27 protein-coding genes are annotated in these 26147 nt (G+C 68.1%); 15 read left to right on the forward strand and 12 right to left on the reverse strand.

Annotation, left to right across the window (positions count from 1 at the left end; all coding sequences use genetic code 11):
• Positions 1-650: 650 nt before the first annotated feature.
• The 3 genes from tauA to RT97_RS27860 are packed head-to-tail and all read left to right on the forward strand — an operon-like array spanning position 651 to position 3347.
• Positions 651-1661: a taurine ABC transporter substrate-binding protein gene (gene tauA, locus RT97_RS27850; RefSeq protein WP_042582103.1), complete on the forward strand. Its 1011-nt coding sequence runs from the start codon at positions 651-653 to the stop codon at positions 1659-1661.
• 14 nt (positions 1662-1675) lie between these two features.
• Positions 1676-2464, forward strand: coding sequence for a taurine ABC transporter ATP-binding protein (locus RT97_RS27855; RefSeq protein ID WP_042582104.1), 789 nt, complete (start codon positions 1676-1678; stop codon positions 2462-2464).
• A complete protein-coding gene (locus RT97_RS27860) occupies positions 2457-3347 on the forward strand; it encodes an ABC transporter permease subunit (protein WP_042582105.1) in 891 nt (296 codons plus the stop codon). The genes RT97_RS27855 and RT97_RS27860 overlap by 8 nt, the downstream gene beginning before the upstream one ends.
• Here RT97_RS27860 and RT97_RS27865 read toward each other — a convergent pair.
• The 3 genes from RT97_RS27865 to RT97_RS27875 all read right to left on the reverse strand — a co-directional run bounded on the left by RT97_RS27865 (position 3265) and on the right by RT97_RS27875 (position 6243).
• Positions 3265-4311, reverse strand: a complete 1047-nt coding sequence (locus RT97_RS27865; protein ID WP_042582106.1) for a LysR family transcriptional regulator — start codon at positions 4309-4311, stop codon at positions 3265-3267. The genes RT97_RS27860 and RT97_RS27865 overlap by 83 nt on opposite strands.
• Before the next feature lie 84 nt (positions 4312-4395).
• Positions 4396-4674 (reverse strand): DUF3253 domain-containing protein, encoded by a 279-nt coding sequence (locus tag RT97_RS27870; protein WP_042582107.1) that lies wholly within the window; start codon positions 4672-4674, stop codon positions 4396-4398.
• Between the two features lie 27 nt (positions 4675-4701).
• Positions 4702-6243 (reverse strand): cryptochrome/photolyase family protein, encoded by a 1542-nt coding sequence (locus tag RT97_RS27875; RefSeq protein WP_042582108.1) that lies wholly within the window; start codon positions 6241-6243, stop codon positions 4702-4704.
• Between the two features lie 352 nt (positions 6244-6595).
• Between RT97_RS27875 and RT97_RS27880 the strand changes: the two genes are divergently transcribed.
• A complete protein-coding gene (locus tag RT97_RS27880) occupies positions 6596-6898 on the forward strand; it encodes a hypothetical protein (RefSeq protein WP_042582109.1) in 303 nt (100 codons plus the stop codon).
• A 28-nt stretch (positions 6899-6926) separates the two neighbouring features.
• Here the strand turns inward: RT97_RS27880 and RT97_RS27885 are convergent, their stop codons facing one another.
• Positions 6927-7832, reverse strand: coding sequence for a LysR family transcriptional regulator (locus tag RT97_RS27885; protein WP_042582110.1), 906 nt, complete (start codon positions 7830-7832; stop codon positions 6927-6929).
• A gap of 119 nt (positions 7833-7951) precedes the next feature.
• On the opposite strand from RT97_RS27885, the gene RT97_RS27890 reads away from it, so the two are divergent.
• The 7 genes from RT97_RS27890 (at position 7952) to RT97_RS27920 (ending at position 13689) form a co-directional block, all read left to right on the forward strand.
• Entirely contained in the window at positions 7952-8737 is a 786-nt protein-coding gene (locus RT97_RS27890) for an SDR family NAD(P)-dependent oxidoreductase (RefSeq protein WP_042582111.1), read from the forward strand.
• Between the two features lie 105 nt (positions 8738-8842).
• A complete protein-coding gene (locus RT97_RS27895) occupies positions 8843-9460 on the forward strand; it encodes a nitroreductase family protein (protein WP_042582112.1) in 618 nt (205 codons plus the stop codon).
• Between the two features lie 16 nt (positions 9461-9476).
• A complete protein-coding gene (locus RT97_RS27900) occupies positions 9477-9887 on the forward strand; it encodes a DoxX family protein (RefSeq protein ID WP_042582113.1) in 411 nt (136 codons plus the stop codon).
• 387 nt (positions 9888-10274) lie between these two features.
• Positions 10275-10874: an ORF6N domain-containing protein gene (locus RT97_RS27905; protein WP_042582191.1), complete on the forward strand. Its 600-nt coding sequence runs from the start codon at positions 10275-10277 to the stop codon at positions 10872-10874.
• Positions 10875-11076: 202 nt separating this feature from the next.
• Complete coding sequence (locus RT97_RS27910) at positions 11077-12123, forward strand: SAM-dependent methyltransferase (RefSeq protein WP_042582114.1); 1047 nt, start codon at positions 11077-11079, stop codon at positions 12121-12123.
• A gap of 121 nt (positions 12124-12244) precedes the next feature.
• Positions 12245-13039, forward strand: a complete 795-nt coding sequence (locus RT97_RS27915; protein ID WP_042582115.1) for a DUF1295 domain-containing protein — start codon at positions 12245-12247, stop codon at positions 13037-13039.
• Positions 13036-13689, forward strand: coding sequence for a DUF6134 family protein (locus RT97_RS27920; protein WP_042582116.1), 654 nt, complete (start codon positions 13036-13038; stop codon positions 13687-13689). Before RT97_RS27915 ends, RT97_RS27920 begins: the two co-directional genes overlap by 4 nt.
• A gap of 9 nt (positions 13690-13698) precedes the next feature.
• On the opposite strand, the gene RT97_RS27925 is transcribed toward RT97_RS27920, so the two are convergent.
• Together RT97_RS27925 and RT97_RS27930 are read right to left on the reverse strand one after the other, a co-directional pair.
• Entirely contained in the window at positions 13699-15021 is a 1323-nt protein-coding gene (locus tag RT97_RS27925; protein WP_042582117.1) for an MFS transporter, read from the reverse strand.
• A gap of 53 nt (positions 15022-15074) precedes the next feature.
• Complete coding sequence (locus RT97_RS27930) at positions 15075-16697, reverse strand: GMC family oxidoreductase (protein ID WP_042582118.1); 1623 nt, start codon at positions 16695-16697, stop codon at positions 15075-15077.
• Between the two features lie 97 nt (positions 16698-16794).
• Here RT97_RS27930 and RT97_RS27935 point away from each other — a divergent pair, with 97 nt between their 5' ends.
• Positions 16795-17610, forward strand: a complete 816-nt coding sequence (locus RT97_RS27935) for an IclR family transcriptional regulator (protein WP_080898459.1) — start codon at positions 16795-16797, stop codon at positions 17608-17610.
• A 184-nt stretch (positions 17611-17794) separates the two neighbouring features.
• Here the strand turns inward: RT97_RS27935 and RT97_RS27940 are convergent, their stop codons facing one another.
• Positions 17795-18835: a DNA methyltransferase gene (locus RT97_RS27940; RefSeq protein ID WP_042582119.1), complete on the reverse strand. Its 1041-nt coding sequence runs from the start codon at positions 18833-18835 to the stop codon at positions 17795-17797.
• Complete coding sequence (locus tag RT97_RS27945) at positions 18828-19970, reverse strand: hypothetical protein (RefSeq protein WP_042582120.1); 1143 nt, start codon at positions 19968-19970, stop codon at positions 18828-18830. Before RT97_RS27945 ends, RT97_RS27940 begins: the two co-directional genes overlap by 8 nt.
• 98 nt (positions 19971-20068) lie before the next feature.
• Here RT97_RS27945 and RT97_RS27950 point away from each other — a divergent pair, with 98 nt between their 5' ends.
• The 3 genes from RT97_RS27950 to RT97_RS27960 are packed head-to-tail and all read left to right on the forward strand — an operon-like array spanning position 20069 to position 21308.
• Positions 20069-20512 carry a DUF4124 domain-containing protein gene (locus RT97_RS27950; protein ID WP_042582121.1) on the forward strand — a complete coding sequence of 148 codons (444 nt, stop codon included), beginning with the start codon at positions 20069-20071 and terminating at the stop codon, positions 20510-20512.
• 41 nt (positions 20513-20553) lie between these two features.
• Complete coding sequence (locus RT97_RS27955) at positions 20554-21015, forward strand: ribonuclease HI family protein (RefSeq protein WP_042582122.1); 462 nt, start codon at positions 20554-20556, stop codon at positions 21013-21015.
• Between the two features lie 44 nt (positions 21016-21059).
• Positions 21060-21308, forward strand: coding sequence for a DUF3297 family protein (locus RT97_RS27960; RefSeq protein WP_042582123.1), 249 nt, complete (start codon positions 21060-21062; stop codon positions 21306-21308).
• 16 nt (positions 21309-21324) lie between these two features.
• Here the strand turns inward: RT97_RS27960 and RT97_RS27965 are convergent, their stop codons facing one another.
• The 4 genes from RT97_RS27965 to sauS form a co-directional block, all read right to left on the reverse strand.
• The gene (locus RT97_RS27965) at positions 21325-22260 is read right to left on the reverse strand and encodes a DUF2272 domain-containing protein (protein ID WP_080898460.1); all 936 of its coding nucleotides are present in this window, start codon (positions 22258-22260) and stop codon (positions 21325-21327) included.
• A gap of 97 nt (positions 22261-22357) precedes the next feature.
• Positions 22358-23155, reverse strand: coding sequence for a sulfite exporter TauE/SafE family protein (locus tag RT97_RS27970; protein ID WP_042582124.1), 798 nt, complete (start codon positions 23153-23155; stop codon positions 22358-22360).
• Positions 23152-24678 carry an AMP-binding protein gene (locus tag RT97_RS27975; RefSeq protein ID WP_042582125.1) on the reverse strand — a complete coding sequence of 509 codons (1527 nt, stop codon included), beginning with the start codon at positions 24676-24678 and terminating at the stop codon, positions 23152-23154. The genes RT97_RS27970 and RT97_RS27975 overlap by 4 nt, the downstream gene beginning before the upstream one ends.
• Positions 24675-26117, reverse strand: a complete 1443-nt coding sequence (sauS, locus tag RT97_RS27980; RefSeq protein WP_042582126.1) for an acylating sulfoacetaldehyde dehydrogenase — start codon at positions 26115-26117, stop codon at positions 24675-24677. Before sauS ends, RT97_RS27975 begins: the two co-directional genes overlap by 4 nt.
• Positions 26118-26147 lie beyond the last annotated feature (30 nt).

Consider the following 26147-nt stretch of genomic DNA (forward strand, 5'->3'; position numbering starts at 1 on the left):
ACGACGGCGTTCGATACGCAGCAGCGCCTCAAAGAGCGCCGCGTGCCCCCACCCCTGCCCTCCCCCGGAAGGGGAGGGAGCCAATCCAGGCCGAGTTGAGCAAAGCCCATCGTCGTAGACAGAGCCAAGCCAAGCCAAGCCAAGCCAAGCCAAGCCAAGCCAAGCCGAGCGAAGCAAAGGCCCGAGCGACCGCCGAGCGCAGCGATGGCGTGTCCGGTGTCGAAATCCCTTCTGGCTGCGCCGAGGAGCGGAGCGCTTCGCGGACAAGGGCTCGCCGTTGTCTGAGCGAAGCGAGTTCGGCGAGACCCCGCGAAACGCGAGCACCGCAGGTTGCCCGTAGCGAAGCGCAGGGACGCAGACAGCAGGGTCGCCTTTTCTTTGCTTACGTTCTTTTGGCGAAGCAAAAGAAAGTAAGTCGGCCGCCGGGCCGAGACCCGGCCTCGGGAAAGAAAAGAAAGCACATCCCTCATCAAACCCAGGCCCGGTGGCGAGGGCGACGGCAATGCCAATGCCCCGTCTGAGTGCCATATGCACCATAACAAGGGTATTCACGGACAAGCTGGCTCCATCCCCCCAACCTCGCTGGTACTTCCTGGCTGCACCCGTTGCGTGCAAAGTCGCAGCCGAGATTCACCTATTGGAGAAACCCGATGACCACGTCCCGCCGTCTCCCCCTCCAGCTGGCCCTGCTGGCCGCCACCCTCACGCTCTGCGGCATCTCGAACGCACAGACCAAGGAGGTCACCTTCGCCCACCAGGACATGCTCGTCCCACTGCGCCTTGTCATGGAATCGGGCGAGGTCGAAAAGGCCACCGGCTACAAGATCAACTGGCGCATGTTCTCCGGCGGTGGCGACGTCATCCGCGCGATGGCTTCAGGCGACGTGCAGATGGGTGAAACCGGCTCCAGCCCGCTCACTGCGGCGGCGAGCCAGGGCCAGGACATCAAGCTCTTCTGGATCTCGGCGGACATCGCCAACGCCGAGGCGCTCATCGCCCGCAATGCCTCGGGCATCAACAGCATGAAGGACCTCGCGGGGAAGAAGGTGGCCACGCCATTCGTGTCGACCGCGCACTACCAGCTCATGGCCGGCATGAAGATGGACGGTGTCGACCCCAAGAGCGTCAACGTGATGAACATGCGCCCGCCGGAAATCGCCGCCGCATGGGAGCGCGGCGACATCGACGCCACCTTCATCTGGGACCCGGTGCTCTCCAAGATCAAGGGCACGGGCAAGACCATCGCCACCTCGGGCAGCATCGGCAAGCGCGGCGCGCCGACGTTCGAGGGCATCGTCGTCAACGCCAAGTGGGCCGCGGCCAACGAGCCTTTCATGATCGCGTTCGTGAAAGCACTGAACCGCGCCAACGAGGAATACAAGGCCACCGGCAAGAGCTGGACGCCCGATTCGCCGCAGACGAAAGCGATGGCAAAGTGGACCAAGGCCGACCCGAAGGACGTGGGCGCGGCCATGTCGCTCTACACCTTCCCGACCATGGCCGAGCAGGTCTCGCCCACGTGGCTGGGCGGCGGTGCGGCCAAGGCAATGGCGGGCACGGCGGCGTTCCTGAAGGAGCAGGGCCGCGTGCAGGAAGTCAAGCCCGACTACGGCGCCTACGTGACCACCGTGTACGTCGACAAGGCGATGAGCAGCAAGTAAGCGGGGCCCACTCGATGCCCACGCTCGACATCCGCGACCTCACGGTCAACTACGCCGTCAAGGGCGGCACGCTGCAGGCGCTGGCGCCCGTCAACCTCACGATGCACGACGGCGACTTCGTCGTCGCGCTCGGTGCCTCGGGCTGCGGCAAGACGACGCTGCTCAACAGCATCGCGGGCTTCCTGCCGCCATCGACCGGCGAGATTCTTCTGGACGGCAAGCCCGTGGTCGGCCCCGGCGCGGACCGCGGCGTGGTGTTCCAGAAGCACGCGCTCATGCCGTGGCTCAACGTGCGCGACAACGTGTCGCTGGGGCTGCGGCTGGCCGGCACGGGCAAGGCCGAGCGCGACCGCATCGCCGAAGACAAGCTCGCGCTCGTCGGCCTGCAGCAGTACGCCGACCGCGCGGTGTACGAACTCTCGGGCGGCATGCAGCAGCGCGTGGGCATTGCGCGCGCGCTCGCGAGCGACCCGGCCGTGCTGCTGATGGACGAGCCCATGGGCGCGCTCGATGCGTTCACGCGCGAGCAGGTGCAGGAGATCCTGCTCAAGGCCTGGTCGAAGTCGAACAAGATGGTCTTCTTCATCACGCACTCGGTGGAGGAGGCGCTCTTTCTCGCGACGCGCCTCATCGTGATGAGCCCGAGCCCGGGGCGCATCTCGCACGTCTACGACAACGTGCCGTTCTCGCGCCAGTTCCTCGCGCACGGCGATTCGCGCAAGGTGAAGTCGGAGCCCGAATTCATCCGCATGCGCGAGGAGGTCTTGTCGATCATTCATCATCGCGAGGCCGCCCATGCCTGAGGTCACCATCGCATCGCCTGCCGCCGTTGTTGCCATGACGCCGCCTTCCAAGCCCGCCGCATCGCCGCCGCCCGCACCGGGCACCAAGCTCAAGACCAGCGCATTCAAGGTGCCGGGCGAGGGCTCCAGCGTGACCATCAGCGTGGTCACCGTGGTGGCGCTGGTCGTGCTGTGGTTCGTCGTCACCAACATGGGCTGGGTCAAGCCGCTCTTCCTGCCGACGCCGCAGGCGGTGTTCCAGCAGTTCTACGAATACCTCACGGGCCAGGCCAACGACAAGCCGCTGTGGCAGCACTTCCTGGCGAGCATGTTCCGCGTGTTCTCGGCCTTCTTCCTGGCGTGTGCCACCGCCATCCCGGTGGGCATCGCGATGGGCATGAGCCGCTTCTGGCGCGGCATCTTCGATCCGCCGCTGGAGTTCTATCGGCCGCTGCCGCCGCTCGCGTACCTGCCGCTCATCATCATCTGGTTCGGCATCGACGAGCTGCCCAAGGTGCTGTTGATCTTCTTGAGCTGCTTCGCGCCGCTGGCCCTTGCCGCACGCTCGGGCATGCGCAGTGCGTCGCAGGAGCAGATCAACGCCGCGTACTCGATGGGTGCGAGCTACATGCAGGTGATCCGCCACGTCATATTGCCCTCGGCGCTGCCCGACATCCTCGTGGGCATGCGCATCGCCATCGGCTTCGGGTGGACCACGCTCGTGGCCGCCGAGATGGTCGCGGCCAACATGGGGCTGGGTCAGATGGTGCTGAACGCGTCGAACTTCCTGCGCACCGACATCGTGATCATGGGCATCATCGTCATCGGCGTGGTGGCGTATCTGTTCGACCTGCTGATGCGGTGGCTCGAGCGACGTCTTGTGCCCTGGAAAGGGCGCATGTAGGCGGCGAGACGGGCGACGTGACGGTCGAGATCGGCGACACCTGCAACGCGGGCGGCATCGCCGGCATGGCGGGCGGGTCGCCCAGCGGCGCCATCGATTTCTCGAGGAAGTCGAGCATCGCCCGCATCGCCGCGCTGTTGTGGCGGCGCTGCGAATACGCTGCGTAGAGCCAGTGCTCGTGCGGCATGTGGTCGCGCAGCACCGGCACCAGCGCACCGCGCTCCAGGTGCGATTGCGCCAGCGGTTCCGGCACATACGCCACGCCCACCCCGCGCAGCGCGAGCTCGATGAGCGCGATCGCGTCGTTCGCCTCCATGCGGCTGTGCACCGCCACGTCGTGCGCGCGGCCATCGGTCTCGAAGGGCAGGTGCGTGGTCGGCATCGACGAATAGCTCAGCACGTCGTGCCGCGCCATGTCCTCGGGCACCTGCGGAATGCCGCGCCGCGCCCAGTAGGCGGGCGAGGCGCACACCACCATGTCGTATTGCACGAGGCGGCGCACGATGAGGTTCATGTCGTCGATGCGCCCGCCGGTCAGGTGGATGTCGATGCCTTCCTCGATCAGGTCGATGGCGTTGTTCGTGAACACCAGGCTCACGTACACATCGGGGTAGAGATTGATGAACTCGGCGATCACGTCGGACATCCAGCCCGCGATCAGCCCGTTGGGCGCGCTCATGCGCAGCCGCCCGCGCGGCGTGGCGCCGTGGCCCTGCAGGTCGTTGAGCGTGTTCTCGGCCATCGCCACCAGTTCGGTGCTGCGATCGAGCAGCACCTGGCCGGCATCGGTGAGGCTCAACGCGCGCGTGGAGCGGTTCAGGAGCCGCACGCCGCTGCGCGTTTCGAGCTCGGCCACGTAGCGGCTCACGGTGGCCTTGGACATGCCGAGCGAATCGGCGGCGCGGGAAAAGCTGCGGCGGAAGGCAACTTCGCGGAAGGTTTTGATGAGGTCGAGGCCGTCCATGGGGGCGCATTGTTCCAGCATCGGGGGAGGGGCTGCCCGGTGTAGGGGCATCGGCCTGGCCGGCGGCCGGCCAGGCTCAGGCCCTCATCGCCTCGGCCGGCGCAGGCGGATCGGCCCGCCGGGAGACATCGCATCGACCTCTTCCGCGCCACGGGTCACCGTCAGCGAGCCCCTGGCTGCCAACGCGGCGGCCACCCGGCGCACCTCGGGCATGAGCGCCCGCCAGGCGGGCTCCCCGGTCGCCAGCGCGCGTGCGACATCCGACGGGCAGATCGAGGCCGTGGCATCGCGCTCGTGCAGCAAGGCGAAGATCGTCTTCGCGATCTTCTCGTCGCTGGCGTGCAGGGGTGCGTGGCTTGTCATCGGTCGATCGGCTTGGCCTGTGGGAGCCTAAAGAGAATCCGGCCGTTGGCGCATGCGATCGGCGGTGCGCCGTATCGCGGCAAGCTCATCGGCGCTGAAGCGCCGCAGGTTCTGCGTCATCACTTTCGTGCGCGGGTTGTTCTCGAGCATGCGCGCATGGCGCGCCACGAAGTCCCAGTACATCACCGTCATCGGGCAGGCATCTTCGCCGCTGCGCGTGCCCGGGTTGTAGCGGCAGCCGTCGCAGTAGTTGCTCATGCGGCGGATGTAGGCGCCGCCGGCGGCGTAGGGCTTGGTCACGAAGCGCGCGCCATCGGCGTAGAGCGACATGCCCACCGTGTTCGGCAGCTCGACCCACTCCACCGCATCCACATACACCGACAGGTACCACGCATGCACCTGCGCGGGCGCCACGCCGAAGGTGAGCGCGAAGTTGCCCGTGACCATCAGCCGCTGGATGTGGTGCGCATGGCCGCTTCGCAAGGTCTGGCCGATCGCCTGCTTCATGCAGTTCATGCCGACGTCGCCTGTCCAGTACCAGCCGGGCAGGTCTTCGTGATGGTCCAGCGCGTTGGCATCGACCAGCTGCGGCATGCGCCACCAGTACACCCCGCGCATGAACTCGCGCCATCCGAGGATCTGCCGCACGAAGCCCTCCACCGATTCCAGCGGCGCGACGCCCGCGCGCCACTGCGCCACGGCCGCATCGATCACCTCGCGCGGATCGAGCAGCTTCAGGTTCAGCGACGACGACAGCAGCCCGTGATAGAGCACCGGCTCGTCGGTCCACATCGCGTCCTGGAAGCGCCCGAAGTCCTGCAGCCTGAAAGCCATGAAGTCGTTCATGGCAGCGAGCGCCTGCCCGCGCGTGACCGGCCAGTCGAACTGCGCGGCGCTGCCGTAGTGATCGCCGAAGTGCGCTTGCACATCGGCCAGCACCTCGCGCGTGATGGCATCGGGCGCGAAGGAGGGCGGTGGCGGCAGCATGCCCGGCCCGTTGCGCCCGAAGGCGCCGCGGTTGTCGTGGTCGAAATTCCATTGACCGCCTTCGGGCTTGCCGCTCTCGTCGAGCAGCACCTCGTGCTTGAGCCGCATGCGGCGGTAGAAGTCTTCCATCACGAGGCGGCGCTTTCCGTGCGCGTGCTCGGCGAATTCGGCGCGGGAGGCCATGAAGTGCAGGTCGTCGCGCACCGCGAGCCGCACCTGCGCGGCCTGGCACACCCTTGCGATCGTCTGTTCGAGACGCCATTCGCCTGCCTCGACCATCACGACCGCATGCGGGCGATGGTGAGACAGCGCGTGCGTCAGCGCGGCTTCGATCGAGGCGAAGTCGTGCGTGCCCAGCTTCAGGTAGTCGATCGGCATGCCGCGCGCGGCGATGGCCTCTGCAAAGTGGCGCATCGCGGACAGGAAGAGGGCCGTGCGCATCTGGGTGCTCGGCACGTGCTCCGATTCGTCGCGCACCTCGGCCATCCACACGCGGTCTTGCGCGGCATCGAAGCCGTCGAATGCCACGCTGGAGAGGCTCAGTTGGTCGCCGAGGACCACGACGAGGTTGCGGATGGGCACGTTTCGATGAAAGGAAGGAAGTGCCTGAAGCGTCGGGCGGTTGGCTGTCTGGCGATGTCAGCGCGGGGCTGATCTTGTTGTGGTGCGTGGCTATACTGCGCCGGTCATGTCAAAAACAGGCGTGATCGGGATTGGTCTCCCGAAGCATCTCTGCGACGCAAGCCGCAGTTACCCCCGCAGGGTCTGCGGCTTCGTCATTCGTGCCCCAATAGTTTTTTGGCGGCTCGACGGGCGGGCGCAAGCCCGGCCGGTTCTCGCAAGAGGTGCCCGGTAGACCAACTCGTCGAGTCGCCGCCTCCGATTGGTCTCGGGAGCGGCGGTTTCAGTAAACCGCACCTCTTGGAGGCCATTGATGGCTCACGTTCCCTCGTTTCCCGGACCGCCCGAAACCCTCAGCGCGCAATCGCTCGCGCTGCATGCAAGCGATGGCATCGACAGCCTTCGCGTTGTGCAGCGCGCGTATGCGTGCATTGAAAAACTCATCGGCCCGCATCACACGAGCAATGCGGAGGAGTTCTGTCCGGACCGCACGGAGCTCAGCGCGTTGGTCGGTCTGGTCAATGAAGAATTTCAGCGGCGGATCGATGCGGCCGATGCGACGGCGCAGTCGCTGCGCACCGCCTTGAGCGAGGCCGGAAAGGCCAAGCAGACATAGAAAGAACGAGCACCTGCTCCGGATTTCTTCAGGCGTCGGCAGGTTGCGCTTGCGTTCCCGCCAACGCCTGCGCCAGAAACTCCACCAGCGCCGCCACGCGCCGGCTCGGCGTGCCGTTGGCGTGAACCGCATACAGGTCGACCGGCCCTGCCACGTAGTCGTCCAGCGCAGTCTCCAGTTGACCCGTCGCCAGTTCGCGGCGCACATCGCAGCCGTTCTTCAAGACCACGCCGACGCCTTCGATGGCCCACTGCCGCAGCACGTCGCCATCGCTGGCCTGCCGGTCGCCCACGACTTTGACGTGGAACGGCCGCCCGCCATCGCGAAACGGCCATGCGGCCAGCGGTGCCCCGGGCCTCGCCAGGATCAGGCAGTTGTGGCCCGCCAATTCGTCCGGATGCGCCGGCCGGCCGCGACGACGCCAGTACGCCGGTGAAGCGCACACGTGCCGCGTGCCGGGCACCAGCAGCCGCGCGTGCAGGCCCGAGTCGGGCAGCGGTCCGTAGCGAAGGGCGAGGTCGATGCGCTCGTCGATCAGGTCGATCGTGTTGTCGCCCAGCAGCAGGTTCACCGACAGCCCCGGATGCTGTGCCTGGAACCGGTCCAGCAACGGCCGCAGCTGGGCCCGCCCGAAGTCGTTGGTGGCCGTGACGCGGATGGGCCCCGACAGCGCGCCGTCCTGGCGCATGCCCTGCCAGGCCGCGTCCCATTCGGCGACGATGCGGCGCGCGTCCTCGAGCAGCGTTTCGCCTTCGTGGGTCAGGGCGAGGCGCCGCGTCGATCGCGCCATCAGGCGCGCGCCGAATTCCTGCTCCAGCTGGCTGACCGCAAGCGTCGCGGTCGAGGTGGCAATCGACCGCTCGCGCGCCACGCGCGAGAAGCTGCCCGCCTCGGCCACACCAATGAAAAGACGCAGGGCGTCGATGCGATCCATCTTTTGAAAACCTCGAACAGTGATTTGCGAAGCCGGCGAATTGTGCGCCGTTGCAAGCAGAAATACGATCCGGGCAATCCATCGATACGGCTTTTAGCCCCCGGGCTTTTCTCACCACCATGCACATCCAGTTCAACCAGCGCCGCGTTCTCGTCACCGGCTCCACGAGCGGCATCGGCTTCGCTGCGGCCCGCGCCTTCCTGGCGGCGGGGGCCCACGTCGTCATCAATGGGCGCAGCGACGCCAGCGTGGCCGCCGCGCTGTCGCGGCTCGGCGATGTGCCGCAAGTCGCGGGGTTCGCCGGCGACCTCGCGACGCAAGCGGACTGCGCGCGGCTGTTCGAGGCGCACCCGTCCTTCGACATCGTCATCAACAACCTCGGCATCTACGGGCCTGAGGATTTCTTCGAGACGTCCGACGACACCTGGGCGCACTTCTTCCAGACCAACGTGATGTCGGGCGTCCGGCTGGCACGCCACTACGCGCCCGGCATGGTGGCGCGCGGGTGGGGCCGCATCGTGTTCGTGTCGTCGGAGTCCGCGCTGAACATACCGGCGGACATGATTCATTACGGCTTCACCAAGACCGCGCAACTGGCCATCTCGCGCGGCCTGGCCAAGCGCCTTGCCGGAACAGGCGTGACGGTCAACGCCGTGCTGCCGGGCCCGACGCTCTCGGACGGCGTGGCCGACATGCTCAAGGCCGACGTCGAGCGCTCGGGATCGAGCCTGGAACAGGTGGCCGCCGACTTCGTCATGGCGCACCGCGGCTCGTCGATCCTGCGGCGCGCAGCCACCGTGGACGAGGTCGCCCACATGATCGTCTACGCCAGCTCGGAGCAGGCGTCGGCCACCACCGGCGCGGCCTTGCGCGTGGACGGCGGTGTCGTCGACAGCATCGCGTAGCGCAACTCCCTTCTTTTCTTCCGCTTCGTCTCTGCGTGCGCCGCCCTGCGTTCGGGCAGGGCGGGGATGTCGCACGCTTTTTTTCGCAACCACAGAGGACCCCTCATGACCCATCCCGCACTGAGCGCCATCCACGAGCGCCGCACCACCAACCTGTTCGACCCCGCGCATCGCATCACCGACGCGCAGATCGAGGAACTCGTGCGCCTGGCCACCAGCGCGCCCACGTCGTTCAACCTGCAGAACTGGCGCTTCATCGCCGTGCGCACCGACGAGGCCAAGGCGCGCCTGCGTGCGCTGGCCTGGGACCAGGCCAAGATCACCGAGGCCGCGGTGACGTTCATCGTCGTCGGCCAATTGGCCGATCACCGCGTGATGGCGGACCGCCTCGCCCCGGCAGTGGCGGCCGGAATCATGCCGGCGGCCATGGTGCCGGGCTGGGAGGCGGCGGCCAAGAGCCTGTACTTCGAGCAGCCCCAGCGCCAGCGCGACGAGGCGGTGCGCAGCGCCACCTTTGGCGCGGGCACGTTGATCCATGCCGCACAGGCCCAGGGGCTGGGCTCCGCGCCGATGATCGGCTTCGATGCGTCGGCGGTCGCAGAGGCGTTCGGGCTGGCCGAGGACGAAGTTCCGGTGATGCTGCTCGCAATCGGCCAAGCCCTGCCGGAGAACTGGCCGCGCAAGCCGCGCCGCCCGCTGCAGCAAGTGCTGGCGCTGGTGTGAGCAAGGGCTCCCACGCATGACGCCCCTCGTCGAAGCCATCTTGCGCAGCCGCTGGTTCGTGCTGCTTGCGCGGCTCGCGCTGACCTTCGTGTTCTGGAGCGCCGGGCTGGCCGGCATCTTCGACTTTCCCGCGAAGGTTGCCGAGATGCGCCAGGTCGGGCTCTCGCCCGCACCGGCCTACGCGGTCGCCGTGACGCTGGTGCAACTGGGCGGCGCCGCGCTCGTCATCTCCAATCGGTGGGCCTGGCTCGGCGCGGGCGGCCTTGGCGTGTTCCTGGCGATGACGATCCCGATCGCGCATCCCTTCTGGACGATGAGCGAGCCGCAGCGCACCTTCGAGTTCTACGTGGTGCTGGAGCACGTGTCGCTGATCGGCGGGCTCATGGTGGCCGCCGCGCTGGGGCAGCGAACGCATGCGGGCCGATAGCCCGGCCGCGCGGCACCGCGTTTCGTTACTTTCTTTTCTTCGTGGCCACGACCTTCAAGACGATGAAAAGGACGACTGCGAGCGCGCCAGTGGCAATCGAGATGATGGTCAGTAGGTCGATGGCATTGTCCAGGTCCATGCGGGGTGCTCCTTTTGCGGCCAGTGTGGGGTAGTGCGGTCGGTGCGTCGATTGCTCGAAGGCGCTACGTCTTTTGGCAGGCGCCGGGGCGTTGCATTGCATTCGGTGGGGGCGCCGCGCCGTCGATGAGCGAGCGCTCCGCCTGAGTAAGGAAGACTGCTTTGCGGTCGCGTGAGGGCAGGGTATCGTTATCGGGAACGTCGATGGCCTCTTCGGCCACGGACATCCAACCGGTGTCACCCATCCTCATGAGCGAAGCATCTTCCAACGCGCCGCCGCTGCAACCCCGGATCGAAAGCCGCATCCTGTCGCTCCGCGACCAGCGCGTGATGCTCGACTCCGACCTCGCGATGCTCTACGACGTGCAGACCAAGGTGCTGGTGCAGGCGGTCAAGCGCAATGCCGAGCGCTTTCCGGCCGACTTCATGTTCCAGCTCTCGCCCAAGGAGTGGGCGGCTTTGAGGTCACAAACCGTGACCTCAAACCCCGGCCGCGGCGGCCGTCGCACAGCGCCTTATGTGTTCACGGAGCAGGGCGTGGCGATGCTCTCGTCGGTGCTCGGGAGCCCGCGCGCCATCGCGGTGAACATCGAGATCATGCGCACCTTCGTGCGCGTGCGCGCGCTGATCGCCACGCACCAGGATCTGGCCAAGCGGTTGAGCGAACTGGAGCAGAAAACCGGGCAGATCGATATGCGGCAGGACGCCTTCAGCCGGAATACGCGCAATCAATTGCTGCAGGTGTTCGAGGCGATCAAGGCGCTGACGGTGCCGGATGATCCGCCGAGGCGGCCTATCGGGTTTGGGACGGGGGAGGAGAAGAAGGCGAAGGGGCGGGGGGAGAAGTAAGCAATTGCGAAGGGCGGGTGCCCGTTGGGCTCGCAGCCGAGGATCGGCGGCTTGCTGCTCGAAAAGCGCCCTGGACGATCCCGGAATACATCCCAAAAGCCGGAAACCGCCACCCGATAGCCGGCGGCTCATCCAAAGCTCGACTTGCTGCGTACATCTCCCAGCAGCACCCACCTGGCGTGCCCACCGAGGAGAACCCGCCATGCCCCAAGCCCTCACCTCCGCCCTCCACTGGGTAGAAAAAGGCCTAGTCCCCGACCCCTTCATCCGCCGAGGCATCCGCCGCCTCCTCAAGGACCGCCTGACCGAACTCCACGCCGGCGACCCCTTGACCGCGGCCGACCTCACCCAAGCCTTCGTGGCCCAGATGCGCTCATCCCACCTGGCGCCTCTCCCCGAAAAGGCCAACGAACAACACTACGAAGTCCCCGCCGCCTTCTTCGCCCAGGTGCTGGGCAACCACCGCAAATACAGCAGCTGCTACTGGCCCGAAGGTACCCAGACGCTGGAGCAAGCCGAAGCCGCCGCCCTCTCGGCCACCTGCGAACGCGCCGGCCTCGTCGACGGCCAGGACGTCATGGAACTGGGCTGCGGCTGGGGCTCCCTCACGTTGTGGATGGCCGAGAAGTACCCGAACAGCTGGATCACGGCCCTGTCCAACTCCAATTCCCAGCGCGAATACATCGAAGCCCAGGCCGCGCAGCGGGGCCTGGCCAACGTGCGCGTGCTGACCCGCGACATCAACGCCTTCGACACCGACGACCGCTTCGACCGCATCGTCTCCGTCGAGATGTTCGAGCACCTGCGCAACTGGCCGCAGGCCTTCGCCAACGTGGCTCGCTGGCTCAAGCCGGAGGGCCGGTTCTTCATGCACGTGTTCGCGCACCGCGAGGCGCCGTATCCGTTCGAAGTGCGCGATGCGAGCGACTGGATGAGTAAGTATTTCTTCTCCGGCGGCATGATGCCCAGCGACGACCTCGCACTGCACTGCCAGGACGACCTGCGCCTCCTGCGGCGCTGGCGGTGGGAGGGCAGCCACTACCAGCGCACGGCCGAGGCGTGGCTGCGCAACATGGACGCGCGCCGCGACGAGCTGCGCCCGCTGTTCAAGGCCACCTACGGCGCGGAGGCCAATGTGTGGTGGACGCGATGGCGGTTGTTCTTCATGTCGGTGGCGGAACTGTTCGGCTTCGATGGCGGGCAGCGCTGGTGGGTGAGCCACTACCTCTTCGAGCGACGCGCATCATGAGGCTCGTCCCCAGGCTTCGCGCACTTCGTGCCGCTTCTCCTTCCCCCTGCCGGGGGCAACAACGATGGCCCGGCGAAGCCGGTTCCATGGTGTTCCTCGAAAGTCCGGGAGCGGCTGTCTTATGAGCGGTATCGCCCTGGCTGGATTGGCATGGACCGCGCTGGTCGTGCTGCTGACCTGGCTCGCCAGCCTCGCGCGCCATGACGTGAGCCTTGTCGATCGCGTGTGGCCCGTCTGCATCGTGGGCGCGGGGCTCGTGTATTTCGCGCTGGTGCCGGGCCACACGCCGCGGGGCCTGTGCATGGCGGTGCTGGGCACGGCGTGGGCGGTGCGGCTGTGCCTCTACATCACCTGGCGCAACTGGGGGCACGGCGAAGACCGCCGCTACCAGGCCATTCGCGCGCGCAACCAGCCGGGCTTTGCGTTCAAGAGCCTGTACCTCGTGTTCGCGCTGCAGGCGGTGCTCGCGTGGATCGTCTCCGCGCCGTTCCTGCCGGGCATGACGGCGGCGCGGCCGCTCGGGTGGATCGACGTCGTCGGCATCGCGCTCGCGCTGTTCGGCCTGTTCTTCGAGGCCATCGGCGATGCGCAGATGGCGCGCTTCAAGGCCGACGCCGCCAACAAGGGCAAGGTGATGGACCGTGGCCTCTGGCGCTACACACGCCATCCCAACTACTTCGGCGAGGCCTGCGTCTGGTGGGGGCTGTGGCTCATCGCCATCGGCGGCGCGGGCCTGGGGGGCGCATGGACCGTCGTCTCTCCGCTGCTCATGACGTGGCTGCTGCTGAAGGTGTCGGGCGTGAGCATGCTCGAAGCCGACATCGGCGAGCGCCGCCCCGCGTACCGCGACTACATCGCGCGAACCAATGCTTTCGTGCCGGGGCCGGTGCGCCACTCAAAGTCCGAGGCATCATGAAAAAAGAACACTGGCTCTTCGCGTTGGCGCTGCTGGCGAGCGGCGCTGCGTCGGCAAGCGGCACGGCCACCGGGCCCGCGAGCGGCGAATGGAACTTCCGCGTGCTGCTCGACGATGCGCCCATCGGCGAGCACCGCTTTGCGCTCGCGGCCAACGGCGAAGAGCGCAGGCTGACGAGCGAGGCGGCGTTCGCGGTCAAGCTGCTGGGTGTCACGGTCTACCGATACCGGCACACCGCCACCGAGAACTGGCGCGGCGACTGCCTGCGCCAGCTCGTCTCCAGGACCGACGACGACGGCACGCCCGAGAAGGTGGACGCCAGCGCAACCGGCGACAACGTGCTGGCCGTCACCACGCCCAAGGGCACGCAGCCGGTCGACGGCTGCGTGATGAGCTTCGCTTACTGGAACCCCGCCATCCGCAAGCAGGAACGGCTGCTCAATTCGCAAAGCGGCAAGCTCGAGGCGGTGCAGGTCAGCCGCGCGGGCAGCGGCACGGTCGAGGTGCGCGGCCAGGCGGTGGCGGCCACGCGCTGGCGCATCGCGACGCCGGCCCAGCCGATCGACGTCTGGTACTCGGCGCAGGGCGAATGGATCGGCCTGGACTCCACCGTCAGCGGCAGCCGCAAGCTCAGCTACCGGCTGAAGTAGATCGCCGCCTCAACGCGAGGCGACGACGACGGGCGCATCCGCCGCATCCGCGGGTGAGGGGCTGCGCCCGATCATCCATGCGCACAGCGCCGACACCGCCCCCGCGAACAGCACGTACATGCAGATCTGCCACGGATCGCCGCCGCCCGATTTGAGCAGCGCGGTCGCGATGATCGGCGTGATGCCCGAGGCGAAGATGCCCGAGAACTGGTAGACGAAGCTGATGCCGGTGTAGCGCACCTTCGCGTCGAACAAGTCGCAGAACAACGCCGCTTCGGGCCCGTACACCGAGGCATACAGGATGCCGAACGGCACGATGATCGCGAGCCACACCAGCAGCACGTTGCCGCCGCTGTGCGTCATGAGCCAGAAGCCGGGGAAGGCCGACACCGCGGTGATGATCGATCCCCACATGTAGACCCTGCCGCGCCCCATCTTGTCGGAGAGCCGGCCGAAGAAGGGGATGAAGAAGATCATCACGATCGCCGCGGCCATCACGCCCAGCAGCGCATCGGTGCGGCTGATCTTGATGGTGCTCGTGAGGTAGTTGATCGAGAACACGCCGAAGATATTGAAGAACACCCCGTCGATGTAGCGCGCGCCCATGCCCTTCAATACATTGCCGGGGTAGCGGCGGATCATGTCCATGAACGGAATGCGCAGCTCGGCGTTGCGCGCCTTCACGGCCGCGAACTCGGGCGTTTCCTGCACGTGCAGGCGGATGTACATCCCCACCAGCACCATTACGCCGGAAATTAGGAAGGCGATGCGCCAGCCCCAGGACATGAACTGCTCGTCGGTGAGGAGCGACGACAGCAGCGCCACCACGCCCGAGGCCAGGCACAGGCCGATGGCCAGCCCGATCTGCGGCAGCGAGGCATAGAAGCCGCGCTTGTCCTTCGGCGCGTATTCGTATGCCATGAGCACCGCGCCGCCCCATTCGCCGCCCAGGCCAATGCCCTGCGCGATGCGAAGCAGCAGCAGCAGCACGGGCGCCGCGATGCCGATCTGCGCATAGGTGGGCACCAGGCCGATGAGGAAGGTGGCCACGCCCATGATCATCAGCGTGATGATGAGCATGCTCTTGCGGCCGATCTTGTCGCCGAAGTGGCCGAAGATCACGCCGCCCAGGGGCCGCGTGACGAAGCCCACCGCGAAGGTCGTGTAGGCCAGCAGCACCGACACCACCGGATCGCTCCCCGGAAAGTACAGCTTGCTGAACACGATGCCGGCCACCACGCCGTACAGGAAGAAGTCATACCACTCGATGGTGGCGCCCACCAGGGCGGAGATGACCACCCTGCGAATCGCTTTCTCGTCGGTTGCGCTCATGTGTTTGTCTCCAATGCGTTGTTGTCGGGGTGGCCTCTGCGGGCCTTCGGGTGCTAGTGCCTGGCGTCCTCTCTGATCAGGTCGACGGCCTTCTCGGCCATCATCACGGCGGGTGCGTTGGTGTTGCCGGACACCAGCGTCGGCATCGCCGAGCAATCGATCACCCGCAGGCCCGCGATGCCGTGCACGCGAAGGCGCGCATCGACGACGGCGAGCGGGTCGCTTCCCATGCGGCAGGTGCCGGTGGGGTGGAAGATGGTGGCGCCGTTGTTCCGGCAGAACTCGAGCAGGTCTTCGTCGCTCGCCGCCGCGGGGCCGGGCTTCACTTCGCGCTTCACATACGGCTTCATCGCGGGCGCGTCGGCAATGGCACGCGCGGCCCGCACGCCGGCGACGGTGGTCGCGCGGTCGAGCTCGGTCGCCAGGTAGTTGGGCTGCATCTCGGGCGGCTCGGCCGCATCGAGCGAGCGGATGCGGATGTGCCCGCGCGACTCGGGCCGCAGCTGGCACACCGACATCGTGAAGCCCGAGTACGGATGCACCTTGCCGCCGGCCATGTCGGCCGAGAGCGTGGCCACGTGGAACTGGATGTCGGGCGTCGCGGCCACGGGGTTGCCGTGCCGGTCTTTCAGCGCGCGCATGAAGCAGCCGCCCTGGTTGATGCCCACCGCCAGCGGGCCGGTGCGGTGCAGCAGCCACTCCATGCCCATGCCGATCTGGCCGGTCCAGGAGTTGAGCTGGTCGTTGGTGGTGATGGGCTTCGTGCACTCGTAGCCGAGGCGGATCTGCAGGTGGTCCTGCAGGTTTTCGCCGACGCCGGGAAGTTCGTGCACGACAGGGATGCCGAAGCGATCGAGCAGCGCGCGCGGCCCGATGCCCGAGAGCTGCAGCAGCTGAGGCGACTGGATCGAGCCGGCCGAAAGCAGCACCTCGCCGCGGCAGCGCGCGGTCTTCGATTCACCGCCTTGCCGGTAGGTGATGCCGACGGCGCGCCGGCCTTCGAACACGAGCTTGCCCGCGAGCGCGTCCGTCTCGATGCGCAGGTTGGGGCGGTGCTTCGCTGGCGTGAGGTAGGCCTTGGCCGTGCTGCAGCGCCAGCCCCTGTGCGTGGTCAGCTGGTAGTAGCCCGCGCCTTCCTGCGCTGCGCCGTTGAAGTCTTCGGTGCGGGGCACGCCGGTCTGCCGGGCGCCGTCGATGAAGGCTTCGATCAGTTCGTGTTTCGCAGCGATGTCCGACACCTTCAGCGGCCCGTCGCCGCCGTGGAAGGCGTCGCCGCCGCGCTGGTTGCCCTCGGACTTGATGAAGTAGGGCAGCACGTCGTCGTAGCCCCAGCCCGCGTTGCCGAGCGCGGCCCAGTGGTCGTAGTCCTCGCGCTGGCCGCGGATGTAGATGAGGCCGTTGATCGCGCTCGATCCACCCAGCGTCTTGCCGCGCGGCCAGTAGATGCGGCGGCCGTTCATGTTGGGGTCGGGGTCGGTCTCGAAGCGCCAGTTGTAGGTGGGGCTCCACATGGTCTTGCCGTAGCCGATGGGCAGGTGGATCCAGAGCGACTTGTCGGGCGGCCCGGCTTCGAGCAGCAGCACGCGCGTGGCCGGGTCTTCGCTCAGCCGGCCCGCCAGCACGCAGCCGGCCGATCCGGCGCCGACGACGATGTAGTCGAACTCTTCATCACGCATGCTGGGCACCCGGGGAGTGGAACAATCGCTTCCGATCCGCCGCATCCTAGGTTATTGTTTTTCGGAACGCAATGTTCCATTTTTAAGGTTTACCCGCATGCCACGAGCCGCGCGCGCGCCTGCCGCAGTGATTCCTGCCGTTCCTGCCGCACCTGCTGTGGAGGAGTCGGCCTCCGGTTCGTCCGCCGAGCGCAGCTTGCGTCTGCTGGCATTGCTGGCCAACGAAGGACGGGCGCTGACGCTCGCCGAGCTGGCCGCGCAGCTCGGGTTGCCCAAGGGCACGGCGCACCGCATCTGCACGCAGTTGCTGGCCACGGGGTTCCTGGCACGCGACGTGGACGAGCGCTCTTTCAGCGTCGGGCCCGCGCTGCGCAAGCTCGCCTTCGATACGCTGAATCACGGCGTGGTGCGCGGCCTGCGGCACGAGGTGCTGTCCGAGCTCGTGCGCAAGGTGGGCGAGACCTGCAACCTCACCACGCTCGACGGCGCGCAGGTGCTGTACCTGGACCGCGTCGAGGCGCAATGGCCGCTGCGCCTCACGCTCGACGTGGGCTCGCACGTGCCGCTGCATTGCACCGCGAGCGGCAAGCTCTTCCTCGCGCAGATGCCCAAGACGGCGCGCGATGCGCTCATCGACAACCTGCCGCTCGAACGCATGACGGCCAACACGATCACCAAGGCCGATGCGCTGCGCACCGAGTGCGACGAGATCGCCAAGCGCGGCTATTCGCGCGACCGCGAGGAGTTCATCGCGGGGCTGGTGGCGGTGGCGGTGCCGGTGCGCGATGCGGCCGGCGACGTGCGCGCCGCGCTCGCGGTGCATGCGCCGACGGCGCGGATGTCGATGGAAGATGCGGTCAAGCGCATCGATGCGCTGAAGGCGGCGGCGGGGAAGATGAGCGGGCTGCTCTGAAGGTTCTTGTTCGCGCTGCGTTCAGGGCATGCGCACAGGCCACCGGGTGCTCCCCTCCGCGAATGTCCCCCGGGGCTTCGCCCCTCCTCCTTGATTTCGCTGCGGGGAGCACCCGATGCCCTGCGCGCACAGAGCGCTGTCGTGGTGCGGAGCGATCAACCGCTGCGGCGGTGGCGCACGCGGCTCATTGCTCGTAGCAGATGTCCAGTCGGGTCAAGGCGCCGCGACTGTCGATGCGGTCGGCGCGGAAGTAATAGCGGCCGCGGTAGCTGTCCAGGTGCAGGGGCAGGTCGACCGGATCGCCCCAGCTCGTCAATGCGAAGCCTTGTTCGCGCAGCCATTGCAGCAGGGCGTTCAGGCGCTGAGGGTCTGCGTCGGTGCGGATGTCGGCGTCCGCGGGAGGTGTGCCTTGCGGATCTTGCTGCCAGCGCGCGAAGCTCCCGAGCAACGTGAAGGCGTGGCCTTGTTCGCGCAGCGCGTCGAGCAGCGCGGCGGTGGCTTGCAGGTCGATGCGCTCGCGCTGCTTGCGGAAGACCAGCGCGTATTCGTGGCGGCGGTCGGTGCGCCCATCGACATGGGTTTCGTCGCTCTCGTGCGGATAGACGAGCACGCGCTCTTCTTCCATGACGAAGAGCGAGCCGAGGATGCGTGCGAGGTCGAAGGCCAGCGGCAGCACGCGGTCGCCGAGGCGGATGTTCTCCACCATCGCGATGCAGGCGCCGCCTTCGGGCAGGCCTGAGCGGACGCGGTGGAACACGTCGCGCAGGCCGTCGAGGTGTTGTGCGTAGCTTCGGCTGTCGTAGAGCTGGGAGGCCGCGGGCGCGCCGGTCCAGCGGCAGCCGAAGTAGGGCACGTTGGTCAGGCAGAGGTCGAAGGGCGGGAGCGCGTTGTCGTCGAGCGCATCGCACGAGCCATGCAGGATCGTCGTGCCCTGTGCGAGTTCATGGCGTGCCAGCCGTTCGCGGATGAGGTCGATGCGGCCTGCATCGACCTCGCAACCCGAGGCCAGTCGGTCTTCGAGGCGCGCCGCCAGCAACGTCGTGCCGAAGCCCGCGAACGGATCGAACACCGTGTCGCCCGGTCGCGAGAACTGCCGCACGAAGGGCAGCATCTGCTCGACCCACCCGCAGTCGCGCCCATTCATCGGATCCCGGGCGCGCAGGTCGTCCGGCAGCCGGTAGCGCGGCGTTTCGCGATCGAGCATCGACCAGCTGTGGCTAGCCATGGGCGAGAAGCTGCTCGCTGCGGGTGTCGAGCAGTACGTCGTGCCCCGGCTCCCAGCCGGCGCAGAGCTGGCCGTCTGCAAAGTAGACGAGCTTGTAGATGTCGCCGGTCGCGTGGCGTTCGTGCATGGCGCCGTAGTCGGCGCTCTCGAAGACGACGTCCAGCCCGACCGAAGTGCGCAGGCGCAGGTTCCAGAAGTAGTAGCCCTCGGTGAGGGCGTCGAGGGTCCATCCGCGCGAGACCCCGGGGTCGTCGAAGCAGGCGGTCAGCAGCGCGTCCATCGACACGCGCTCCGCGCGCAGGTAGCGCGCGGTGGCGTTGTCGCGGTAGCCGTCGTCCAGGCGCGAGAACTCGCGGAAGACGACGGTGCCGGCGCCGCATTGACGTGCCCACGAAAGGTAGGCCGCCACGTCCTGCGGATGCGCGACGCCGCCGCGCTGGAGGATGCACACGAGGCGCAGCGGCACCGCATCGGCCAGGTGCCGCGCGGTGCGCTCGAACACGGCCTGATCGCCGATCGCCACCTCGGGGCGGAACCGCATGATGGCCTGGTTGGCCGTGCCGTCGTGGTGATGGCGGGACAACTCCAGCCAGCTGAGGCCGAAGCGCTGCAGCGCACGCCGCAGCACCTCGCCTTGCGGCGCTGCGAAGCCCGCGCCGTTGGTGTAGAGCACGCGGTCTTCGATGACCGGGCCGTCGCTTTCGCCTGCGGCCAGCGTCTCTAGCAGCCGAAGCATCCAGTCGGCATCGTCGCTGGTCTCCAGGCCCGAGAGCGACCAGGAGAGCGGCACGCCGCGCAACGCGCGAAGTGCGCGGGACAGGCCGTCGAAGTAATCGGGTGCGGGCCGCAGCCGCGAGGCCGGTGTTCCGCCATCGGTCTTGCGCAGGTTCTCCGAGCAGAAGGTGCAGCGCGCCGAGCAGGGCCGCACCGATGCATACGGCGTGAAGGTGATCGGCTGCGCAAAGCGCCGCTCGATGCCGCCGATGGTGTGCGTGTGCCAGCGCGCGGCTTCATGCGGGGGCGGCGCCCGGCGGATCACCCGGCCTACCGATTCGCGAAGCCGTTCGAAAAGCGGCGAGCCCGCGCTGCGTGGCAGGTCGGCAAGTGCAATTTCGAAGAGATTGGCTGGGCGCATGGCGGGCGTTGGAAGAGGGCGAAAATCGCAGCAGCCGCAACGATACGACAGCGCCGGCGCCGATTGGGAAATAGCGCGCAATCTGTTAGAACCGCCCCATGCGCACCTCCGCCTTTTTCATTCCGCTTCTGTTCGCCGCCCTGGCCGCGAATGCGGACGTGGTGCGCTGCACCGATGCCAACGGCAAGATTTCCTATACCGACGGCAAGTGCCCCTCGGACAGCAAGCAGTCGCGGCAGGTGGCGATCGACGAGTCGCCTCCGCCGCCGGTGCCGATGCCGCCCCCTCCGCCGCAGGAATCGCGGCAGCCGGCCTATACGCCGCCGCCGGTGGCCACGCCCTCGGGTCCGGCCATCATTCCGCGCAGCCCGGTCGCCGAGGGGCCTGCGACCGATCCGCCGGTCTACATCCTCGGGCCCGAGCCTTACTACGACGGGCCGCAGCGCAACGCCCAGCGTCCGCCCCGCGTGCGCGATCCGGGCCCGCCGCCCGGACAGCGGCCGTGCCAGAACCTGGCGGGCATCAAGCGCAACAACTGCTGACGGCTGCGGGGCGCCTGCCCTGCAGCGCCTGTATTCCATCCATGTCTCTTTCCGCGCCCGAGCGCCCGCGCCGCTGGACCATCCATTGCGACGGCAGTGCCATGCCCAACCCGGGGCGCATGGGCATCGGTGCCGTCATCACGCAGCCCGACGGCACCCGCCACACGCTCTCGCAGGCCACGCACACGACCGGCTGCAACAACGAGGCCGAACTGCGCGCGCTCACGCTCGCCCTCGAGGAAGCGCGCGCCCGCGGGGCCAGCGCCGTGGTGGCGTACAGCGACAACAGCATCCTGGTCGAGCAGCTCGGCGCGGCAGACGCCCGGCCGATCGCACGCCTGGCCCCGCTGTTCGACGACGCCCGCGCGCTGCTCGGCACGTTCGAAGAGGTCAGCGTGCAGTGGATTCCGCGCCATCGCAACGGCGAGGCCGACGCGCTGGCGCGGGCCGCGCTGGGCGCAGGGCCGAAGCCGCCGCCCAAGCCCTGGAAGAAGCGGCGCTGACCGAGGTCCTTATCATTCGGGTCGTTCCCGAACCACAGACTCCCATGACCGAAGAAACTTCCCGTCCGCCCCTTCCCGATCACCTCTCCACCGATGCGCGCAGCCCGCACCACGTGGCGGCCGTCTTCGAATTCCCCATCGGCATCCGCTTCAACGGCAAGGAGCGGCTGGACGTGGAGGAGTACTGCATCAGCGAAGGCTGGATCAAGGTGCCGGCGGGCAAGGCGGTGGACCGCAAGGGCTACCCGCTGCTGCTCAAGCTCAAGGGCACGGTCGAGGCCTACTACCGCTGAAGCCGCCGCGTCTGCCTCAGCGCCACTGCAGCAACAGCGACCAGGGCTGGCGGCTCATGTGGCGGTCGATGCAGACGGCCGCGCCTGTCGTGCCGGGCGCGCATCCCTCGGGCAGATAGCTCGGATCCAGCAGCCGCGTGCCGGGCGCGAACGCCAGCCGCCGCAAGGTGACCGACTGGATCACGTTGCCGCCCACGGTGTCGAAGCCCGCGGCATCCACGTTCACCACCACATCGCAATGCATGGGCAGCGCCTCGCCGCCCGTGGGGCGCTGGGCCAGCACTTCGCCGATCCGCTCGAAGGTGTCGTAGCCCGCGCCGATGCCGCGCGCCTGGCAGACGAGGTCGCCCACGCGCGGCGGCGTGCGCATGAGGTCGCAGGCGCGCATCGCGGAGCGGGTCGGCCGGCCGGCGGCTTCGTCCAGGCCCGCTTTCCAGGCGGCGCCGGCGTAGTCGGCATGCGCTTCGGAGAAAACGAACTCGTCCGCAGCGAGCCCGGCCCGCTGCGCGATCCAGCTGACGAAGGCCGCGGACCACGGCGCATCGATCACCGCGGCGCGGCTCAATGCGGCGTCGATGGATTGCGGCTCCGATGCATCGGGCGCGGCATCGGGGTCGGTGCCGCGAAGGCGCACGCCGGTCGCACGCCAATAGCCCAGCACGCGCTGCCATGGCGCGAGGTTCTGCGGCGCGCGGCGGATGTCTTCGGCCTCCCAGTCGCCCGCGTAGGTGAGGCGGCCTTCGGCATCCATGGTCTGTGCGCCGAAGGCCTGGTGCTCCTGCTGCGCGAAGGTCGCCATGGCGAGTGCGCGGGAGGGCGGCGGGATCTGCGTGGCGGTGTCCATGCAGGCCGCCGCCGACGCGACGTTGCCTGCGGCCGTCAGCAGAAAAAACAAAAGGCCCACGGCCGAGGTCTTCCACGACGAAGAAGAAAGGGCGGTGGGCGGCGTCATGCCGGGGGAGCATAGCCTGTAGGCTGCGCTCCCCTGCAACTGCCGGTTGCAGTACGCAGTACCGCGCATCCTTGCCGGCGGCCCGCGCCGCCACGCCTCAGGCGAGCAGGCTGAAGAGCGATCGCAGCACGCTCACGGTGGCCAGCGCGATCAGCAGGTTCAGCACGTGCTTCCTGAACTGCTCGGGCGACACGCCCTTGAACGAGCGCTGCCCCCACCAGATGCCCGCCAGCATCGCGGGCGCGAGCCACACCGCCCACTTGAGCGTGTTCGGCCCGAGCAGGTTGCCCGATGCATGCGCGGTCGACGGCATGAGCGCGGCGGCAATCAGCGACACCACATCGCTGAACAACAGCAGCGCGATGAGCGTCGCGCGCAGCACGGCGGGCGCCATCTTCGCGGTGCTCAGGAGCACCGCGATGGCGATGCCGCCGATGGCCGCCACGCCGTTGATGAAGCCCGAAGCCAGCCCCGCCGCGAGCCGCACCCCGCGCGTGGGCACGAGCGTGACGTGCGCGCCCCCGCGCAGCAGCAGGGCCGCGGCCATCAGCAGCGCGCCGATCAGGAGGCGCAGCGGCGTCTCCGGCAGCCAAGCGAGCAACGCCACGCCGAGGGGAATGCAGAGGAGGTTGCCCAGCATGAGCCAGCTGAGCCAGGGCATGTCGACATCGCGCGCGATGCCGCGCAGCTGGCTCAGGCTGGCGAGGATCTCCAGCATGAAGATGGCAGGCACCACGAGCGCGGGCGACACCACCAGCGACATGCCCGCCACCGTGATCGCCGAGAAGCCGAATCCCGCGAAGCCGCGCACGATGCCGGCCGCGAACACCACGCAGAGGCTGTAGACCAGAAGAACCGGCGCGATCGGCGGTACCAGCAGTTCGGCCGCCGTCATGCCTCGAAGAGCGGCAGCAGCTTCAGGCGCTGCACCTTGCCGGAGGGGCCGCGTGGCAGGTCGGCGACGAAGCGGTAGTGGCCGGGCGTCTTGTAGCGGCCGAGCGCGGTGGCGCTGAAGGCGCGCAGTTCGTCCTCGGTGCAGGCGCAGCCTTCGCGCAGCACGATGCACACGCCGATCTCCTGGCCGTAGTGGCGATCGGGCACGCCCACGGCCGCAGCTTCGAGCACCGCGGGGTGCTGCAGCAGCGCCTCGTCGATCTCGCGCGGCGCGATGTTCTCTCCGCCCTTGATGATCAGCTCCTTGATGCGGCCGGTGACGAAGAAGAAGCCGTCCGCGTCGCGGTGGCCGAGGTCGCCGGTGCGCAGCCATCCGTCGGGCGTGAAGCTCGCGCACGTGGCCTCCTCGTTCTTGTAGTAGCCGAGCATCACGTTCGGCCCGCGGATCACGAGCTCGCCGGTCGTGCCGTCGGGCACGGCTGCAAGCTGCGCATCGACCACGCCTGCCATGCAGCCCGAGGCGCGGCCGACCGAGCCGAGCTTGCGCGCGGCGGGGTCCATGGGGTTGGAGAACGACGGCGCCGCGGTCTCGGTGAGACCCATGGTCTCGACGATGCCGATGCCGAACATCTGCTCGAACGCGCGGTGGTGCTCGGGCGGCAGCGCGGCCGAAGCAGAGCGGCAGAAACGAATGGCGAGCGTCTGCGCGAGCGGCGGCTTCGCGCCTTCGAGCAGGTACGAGATCATCGTGGGCACCACGTTGATCCAGCTGCACTGCGTTTGCGTGGCCTGCTCCCAGAAGCGGCCGGCCGAGAACCTGGGCGGCATCGCAAGGCTGCCGCCGTGCGCGAGCGGCGCGAGCATGGTCACCGCGAAGGCGTTGATGTGATAGAGCGGCAGCACCGCGAGCACGCGGTCCGCGGGCTGCAGCGCATGCTCGGCGCTGATGGCATGCGCATTGGCCGCGAGGTTGCGCTGCGAGAGCATCACGCCCTTGGGCATGCCGGTGGTGCCGGAGGTGTACATCAGCAGCGCGACGGCGTCGGGTGAGGGTGAGGGCGAGGGACCATGGGCCACCGCGTCGGTTTCGCCCGGCAGCGCATCTGCATCGGGATCGACGACGATCACCGTCACGGGCCGGTCGAAGGCCCGCACCATCTCGCGCACGCGCGCTTTCCATTCGGGCGCCACGCAGACCACGCGGCAGTCGGAGTGCGCGAGCACGTAGCGCATCTGGTCGGGTTGCGACAGCAGGTTGACCGGGTTCACGCAGTAGCCCGCGTGCATCGCACCCAGCAGCAGGCGCAGCGTCTGCAGGCCGTTGGGCATGACGACCGAGATCGTCTCGCCCGCCGCTGCGCCGTGCCTGGCCAGCACATCCGCCACGCCGCGGCAGCCGCGCGCGAGTTCGCCGTAGGTGATGTGGCGCTCGCTCTCGGTGCTGCGGGCATACACCGCGTGCGGCTGCAGCGCCGCCTGGCGCTCGACGAGCGCGTGGACGGTGGAGGCTGCCGCGCTGTTCATTTCACTCCGTGCCTGGCGAAGTACGCGCCGAAGATCTCGTCTTCGCTCGGCACCTTCTCCGGAATCGGCCGCGACACGCGCGTGATGTTCAGGTAGTGCCGGTAGTTCATGTTGTCGGAAAAGTTGTTCTTGCCCCAGGTGCCGCAGCCCATCGAGAGCGAGAAGGGCAGGCCGTTGTCGAAGCTGCCGCCGGTGGCGATGCAGTGCGCCTGGTCGACGATCACGCGAGACACCGGGAGCGTGAGGCCCAGCGTCGTTGCGCGTTCCGGCACGGCGCTGTGCAGGCCGACCGAATGGCCCGCACCTTCGTAGGCGTAGATGCGTTCGACCGTGGCGGCCGCTTCGTCGAAGTCGCGCGCGGCGTAGATGGCGAGCACGGGGCTGAGCTTCTCGCCCGAGAACGGATGGTCGTGGCCCACGCCGTCTTCGGCCACCATGAGGATGCGCGGGTCGGTGGCCGCGATGGCGAGCCACCCTTCGCGGTTGGCGCCATCGACTTGCGCCGCGCGCTCCGCGATCGTGCGGGCCGACTGGCCGATGACGGCGGCCGAGAGCTTGCCCTCTGGCCACATCAGAGCCTGGAGCGTGGCCTTCTGCGCAGCGGCGAGCATGACGGCGCCGCGGTCCTTGAGCGCGGCGAGCATCGAGGCGCGCACCGCATCGACGATTACCAGGCTGTTCTCCGACGAGCAGCTCGTCGCGTTGTCGAAGGTCTTGGAGCGCACGATGCGCTCGGCCGCGGCATGCACGTCGGCCGTTTCATCGACGATGCCCGCCACGTTGCCTGCGCCCACCCCGAAGGCCGGCGTGCCGCTCGCATAGGCGGCGCGCACGTTGGCCTGCGAGCCGGTCGCCACCACCAGGTCGCACAGGCGCATGAGCTCGGCCGTCGCCTGCTTGTTGATGGGCAGGGGCAGCAGCTGCACCAAGTCGCGCGGCGCGCCGATGCGGTCGAACTCCGCGTGGATGAATTCGATGAGCCGCGCCGCCGTCGACCAGCCCTTGGGCGAGGGCGCGACGATGACCGCGTTGCGGCCCTTGAGCGCATTGATGATCTTGTTGGCCGGCGTCGCGCCCGGGTTGGTCGACGGCGTGACCGCGCAGACCACGCCCACGGGCCGCGCGATTTCCACGATGCCGCGCGCCGGGTCTTCGCTGATCACGCCGACCGAGCGCGCGCCGTGTAGGTCGCGCAGCAGGCCGAAGGTCTTGCGATGGTTCTTGCGGACCTTGTCCTCGACGTTGCCCACGCCGGTGTCGGCCACAGCCAGTTGGGCCAGCTCGCGGTTGCGCGCCGGCTCGACGATGGCCCAGCCGGCCGCGACGACGGCGGTGTCGACCTGCGCTTGCGACCAGGTCTGGTAGATGCGCTGCGCAGCGCGTGCGCGCGCCACGAGCTCGGCGATGGGGGAAGAGGGCGGTGAATATTCGATGGTCATTTCGGCTGTCTCGTGTATTCAGTCGGGGAA

The organism is Variovorax paradoxus, from assembly GCF_000834655.1.
GTDB classification, from domain to species: Bacteria; Pseudomonadota; Gammaproteobacteria; order Burkholderiales; family Burkholderiaceae_C; genus Variovorax; species Variovorax paradoxus_F.

Coding starts and splice junctions, on each gene's coding strand:
- RT97_RS27900 (WP_042582113.1), top strand. CDS start 9,477: ATGACGCCCCTCGTCGAAGCCATCTTGCGCAGCCGCTGGTTCGTGCTG.
- RT97_RS27870 (WP_042582107.1), bottom strand. CDS start 4,674: ATGACAAGCCACGCACCCCTGCACGCCAGCGACGAGAAGATCGCGAAG.
- RT97_RS27935 (WP_080898459.1), top strand. CDS start 16,795: ATGCCACGAGCCGCGCGCGCGCCTGCCGCAGTGATTCCTGCCGTTCCT.
- RT97_RS27860 (WP_042582105.1), top strand. CDS start 2,457: ATGCCTGAGGTCACCATCGCATCGCCTGCCGCCGTTGTTGCCATGACG.
- RT97_RS27970 (WP_042582124.1), bottom strand. CDS start 23,155: ATGACGGCGGCCGAACTGCTGGTACCGCCGATCGCGCCGGTTCTTCTG.
- RT97_RS27910 (WP_042582114.1), top strand. CDS start 11,077: ATGCCCCAAGCCCTCACCTCCGCCCTCCACTGGGTAGAAAAAGGCCTA.
- RT97_RS27960 (WP_042582123.1), top strand. CDS start 21,060: ATGACCGAAGAAACTTCCCGTCCGCCCCTTCCCGATCACCTCTCCACC.
- RT97_RS27920 (WP_042582116.1), top strand. CDS start 13,036: ATGAAAAAAGAACACTGGCTCTTCGCGTTGGCGCTGCTGGCGAGCGGC.
- RT97_RS27925 (WP_042582117.1), bottom strand. CDS start 15,021: ATGAGCGCAACCGACGAGAAAGCGATTCGCAGGGTGGTCATCTCCGCC.
- RT97_RS27905 (WP_042582191.1), top strand. CDS start 10,275: ATGAGCGAAGCATCTTCCAACGCGCCGCCGCTGCAACCCCGGATCGAA.
- RT97_RS27855 (WP_042582104.1), top strand. CDS start 1,676: ATGCCCACGCTCGACATCCGCGACCTCACGGTCAACTACGCCGTCAAG.
- tauA (WP_042582103.1), top strand. CDS start 651: ATGACCACGTCCCGCCGTCTCCCCCTCCAGCTGGCCCTGCTGGCCGCC.
- RT97_RS27885 (WP_042582110.1), bottom strand. CDS start 7,832: ATGGATCGCATCGACGCCCTGCGTCTTTTCATTGGTGTGGCCGAGGCG.
- RT97_RS27930 (WP_042582118.1), bottom strand. CDS start 16,697: ATGCGTGATGAAGAGTTCGACTACATCGTCGTCGGCGCCGGATCGGCC.
- RT97_RS27945 (WP_042582120.1), bottom strand. CDS start 19,970: ATGCGCCCAGCCAATCTCTTCGAAATTGCACTTGCCGACCTGCCACGC.
- RT97_RS27940 (WP_042582119.1), bottom strand. CDS start 18,835: ATGGCTAGCCACAGCTGGTCGATGCTCGATCGCGAAACGCCGCGCTAC.
- RT97_RS27895 (WP_042582112.1), top strand. CDS start 8,843: ATGACCCATCCCGCACTGAGCGCCATCCACGAGCGCCGCACCACCAAC.
- sauS (WP_042582126.1), bottom strand. CDS start 26,117: ATGACCATCGAATATTCACCGCCCTCTTCCCCCATCGCCGAGCTCGTG.
- RT97_RS27955 (WP_042582122.1), top strand. CDS start 20,554: ATGTCTCTTTCCGCGCCCGAGCGCCCGCGCCGCTGGACCATCCATTGC.
- RT97_RS27975 (WP_042582125.1), bottom strand. CDS start 24,678: ATGAACAGCGCGGCAGCCTCCACCGTCCACGCGCTCGTCGAGCGCCAG.
- RT97_RS27880 (WP_042582109.1), top strand. CDS start 6,596: ATGGCTCACGTTCCCTCGTTTCCCGGACCGCCCGAAACCCTCAGCGCG.
- RT97_RS27890 (WP_042582111.1), top strand. CDS start 7,952: ATGCACATCCAGTTCAACCAGCGCCGCGTTCTCGTCACCGGCTCCACG.
- RT97_RS27950 (WP_042582121.1), top strand. CDS start 20,069: ATGCGCACCTCCGCCTTTTTCATTCCGCTTCTGTTCGCCGCCCTGGCC.
- RT97_RS27965 (WP_080898460.1), bottom strand. CDS start 22,260: ATGACGCCGCCCACCGCCCTTTCTTCTTCGTCGTGGAAGACCTCGGCC.
- RT97_RS27865 (WP_042582106.1), bottom strand. CDS start 4,311: ATGGACGGCCTCGACCTCATCAAAACCTTCCGCGAAGTTGCCTTCCGC.
- RT97_RS27915 (WP_042582115.1), top strand. CDS start 12,245: ATGAGCGGTATCGCCCTGGCTGGATTGGCATGGACCGCGCTGGTCGTG.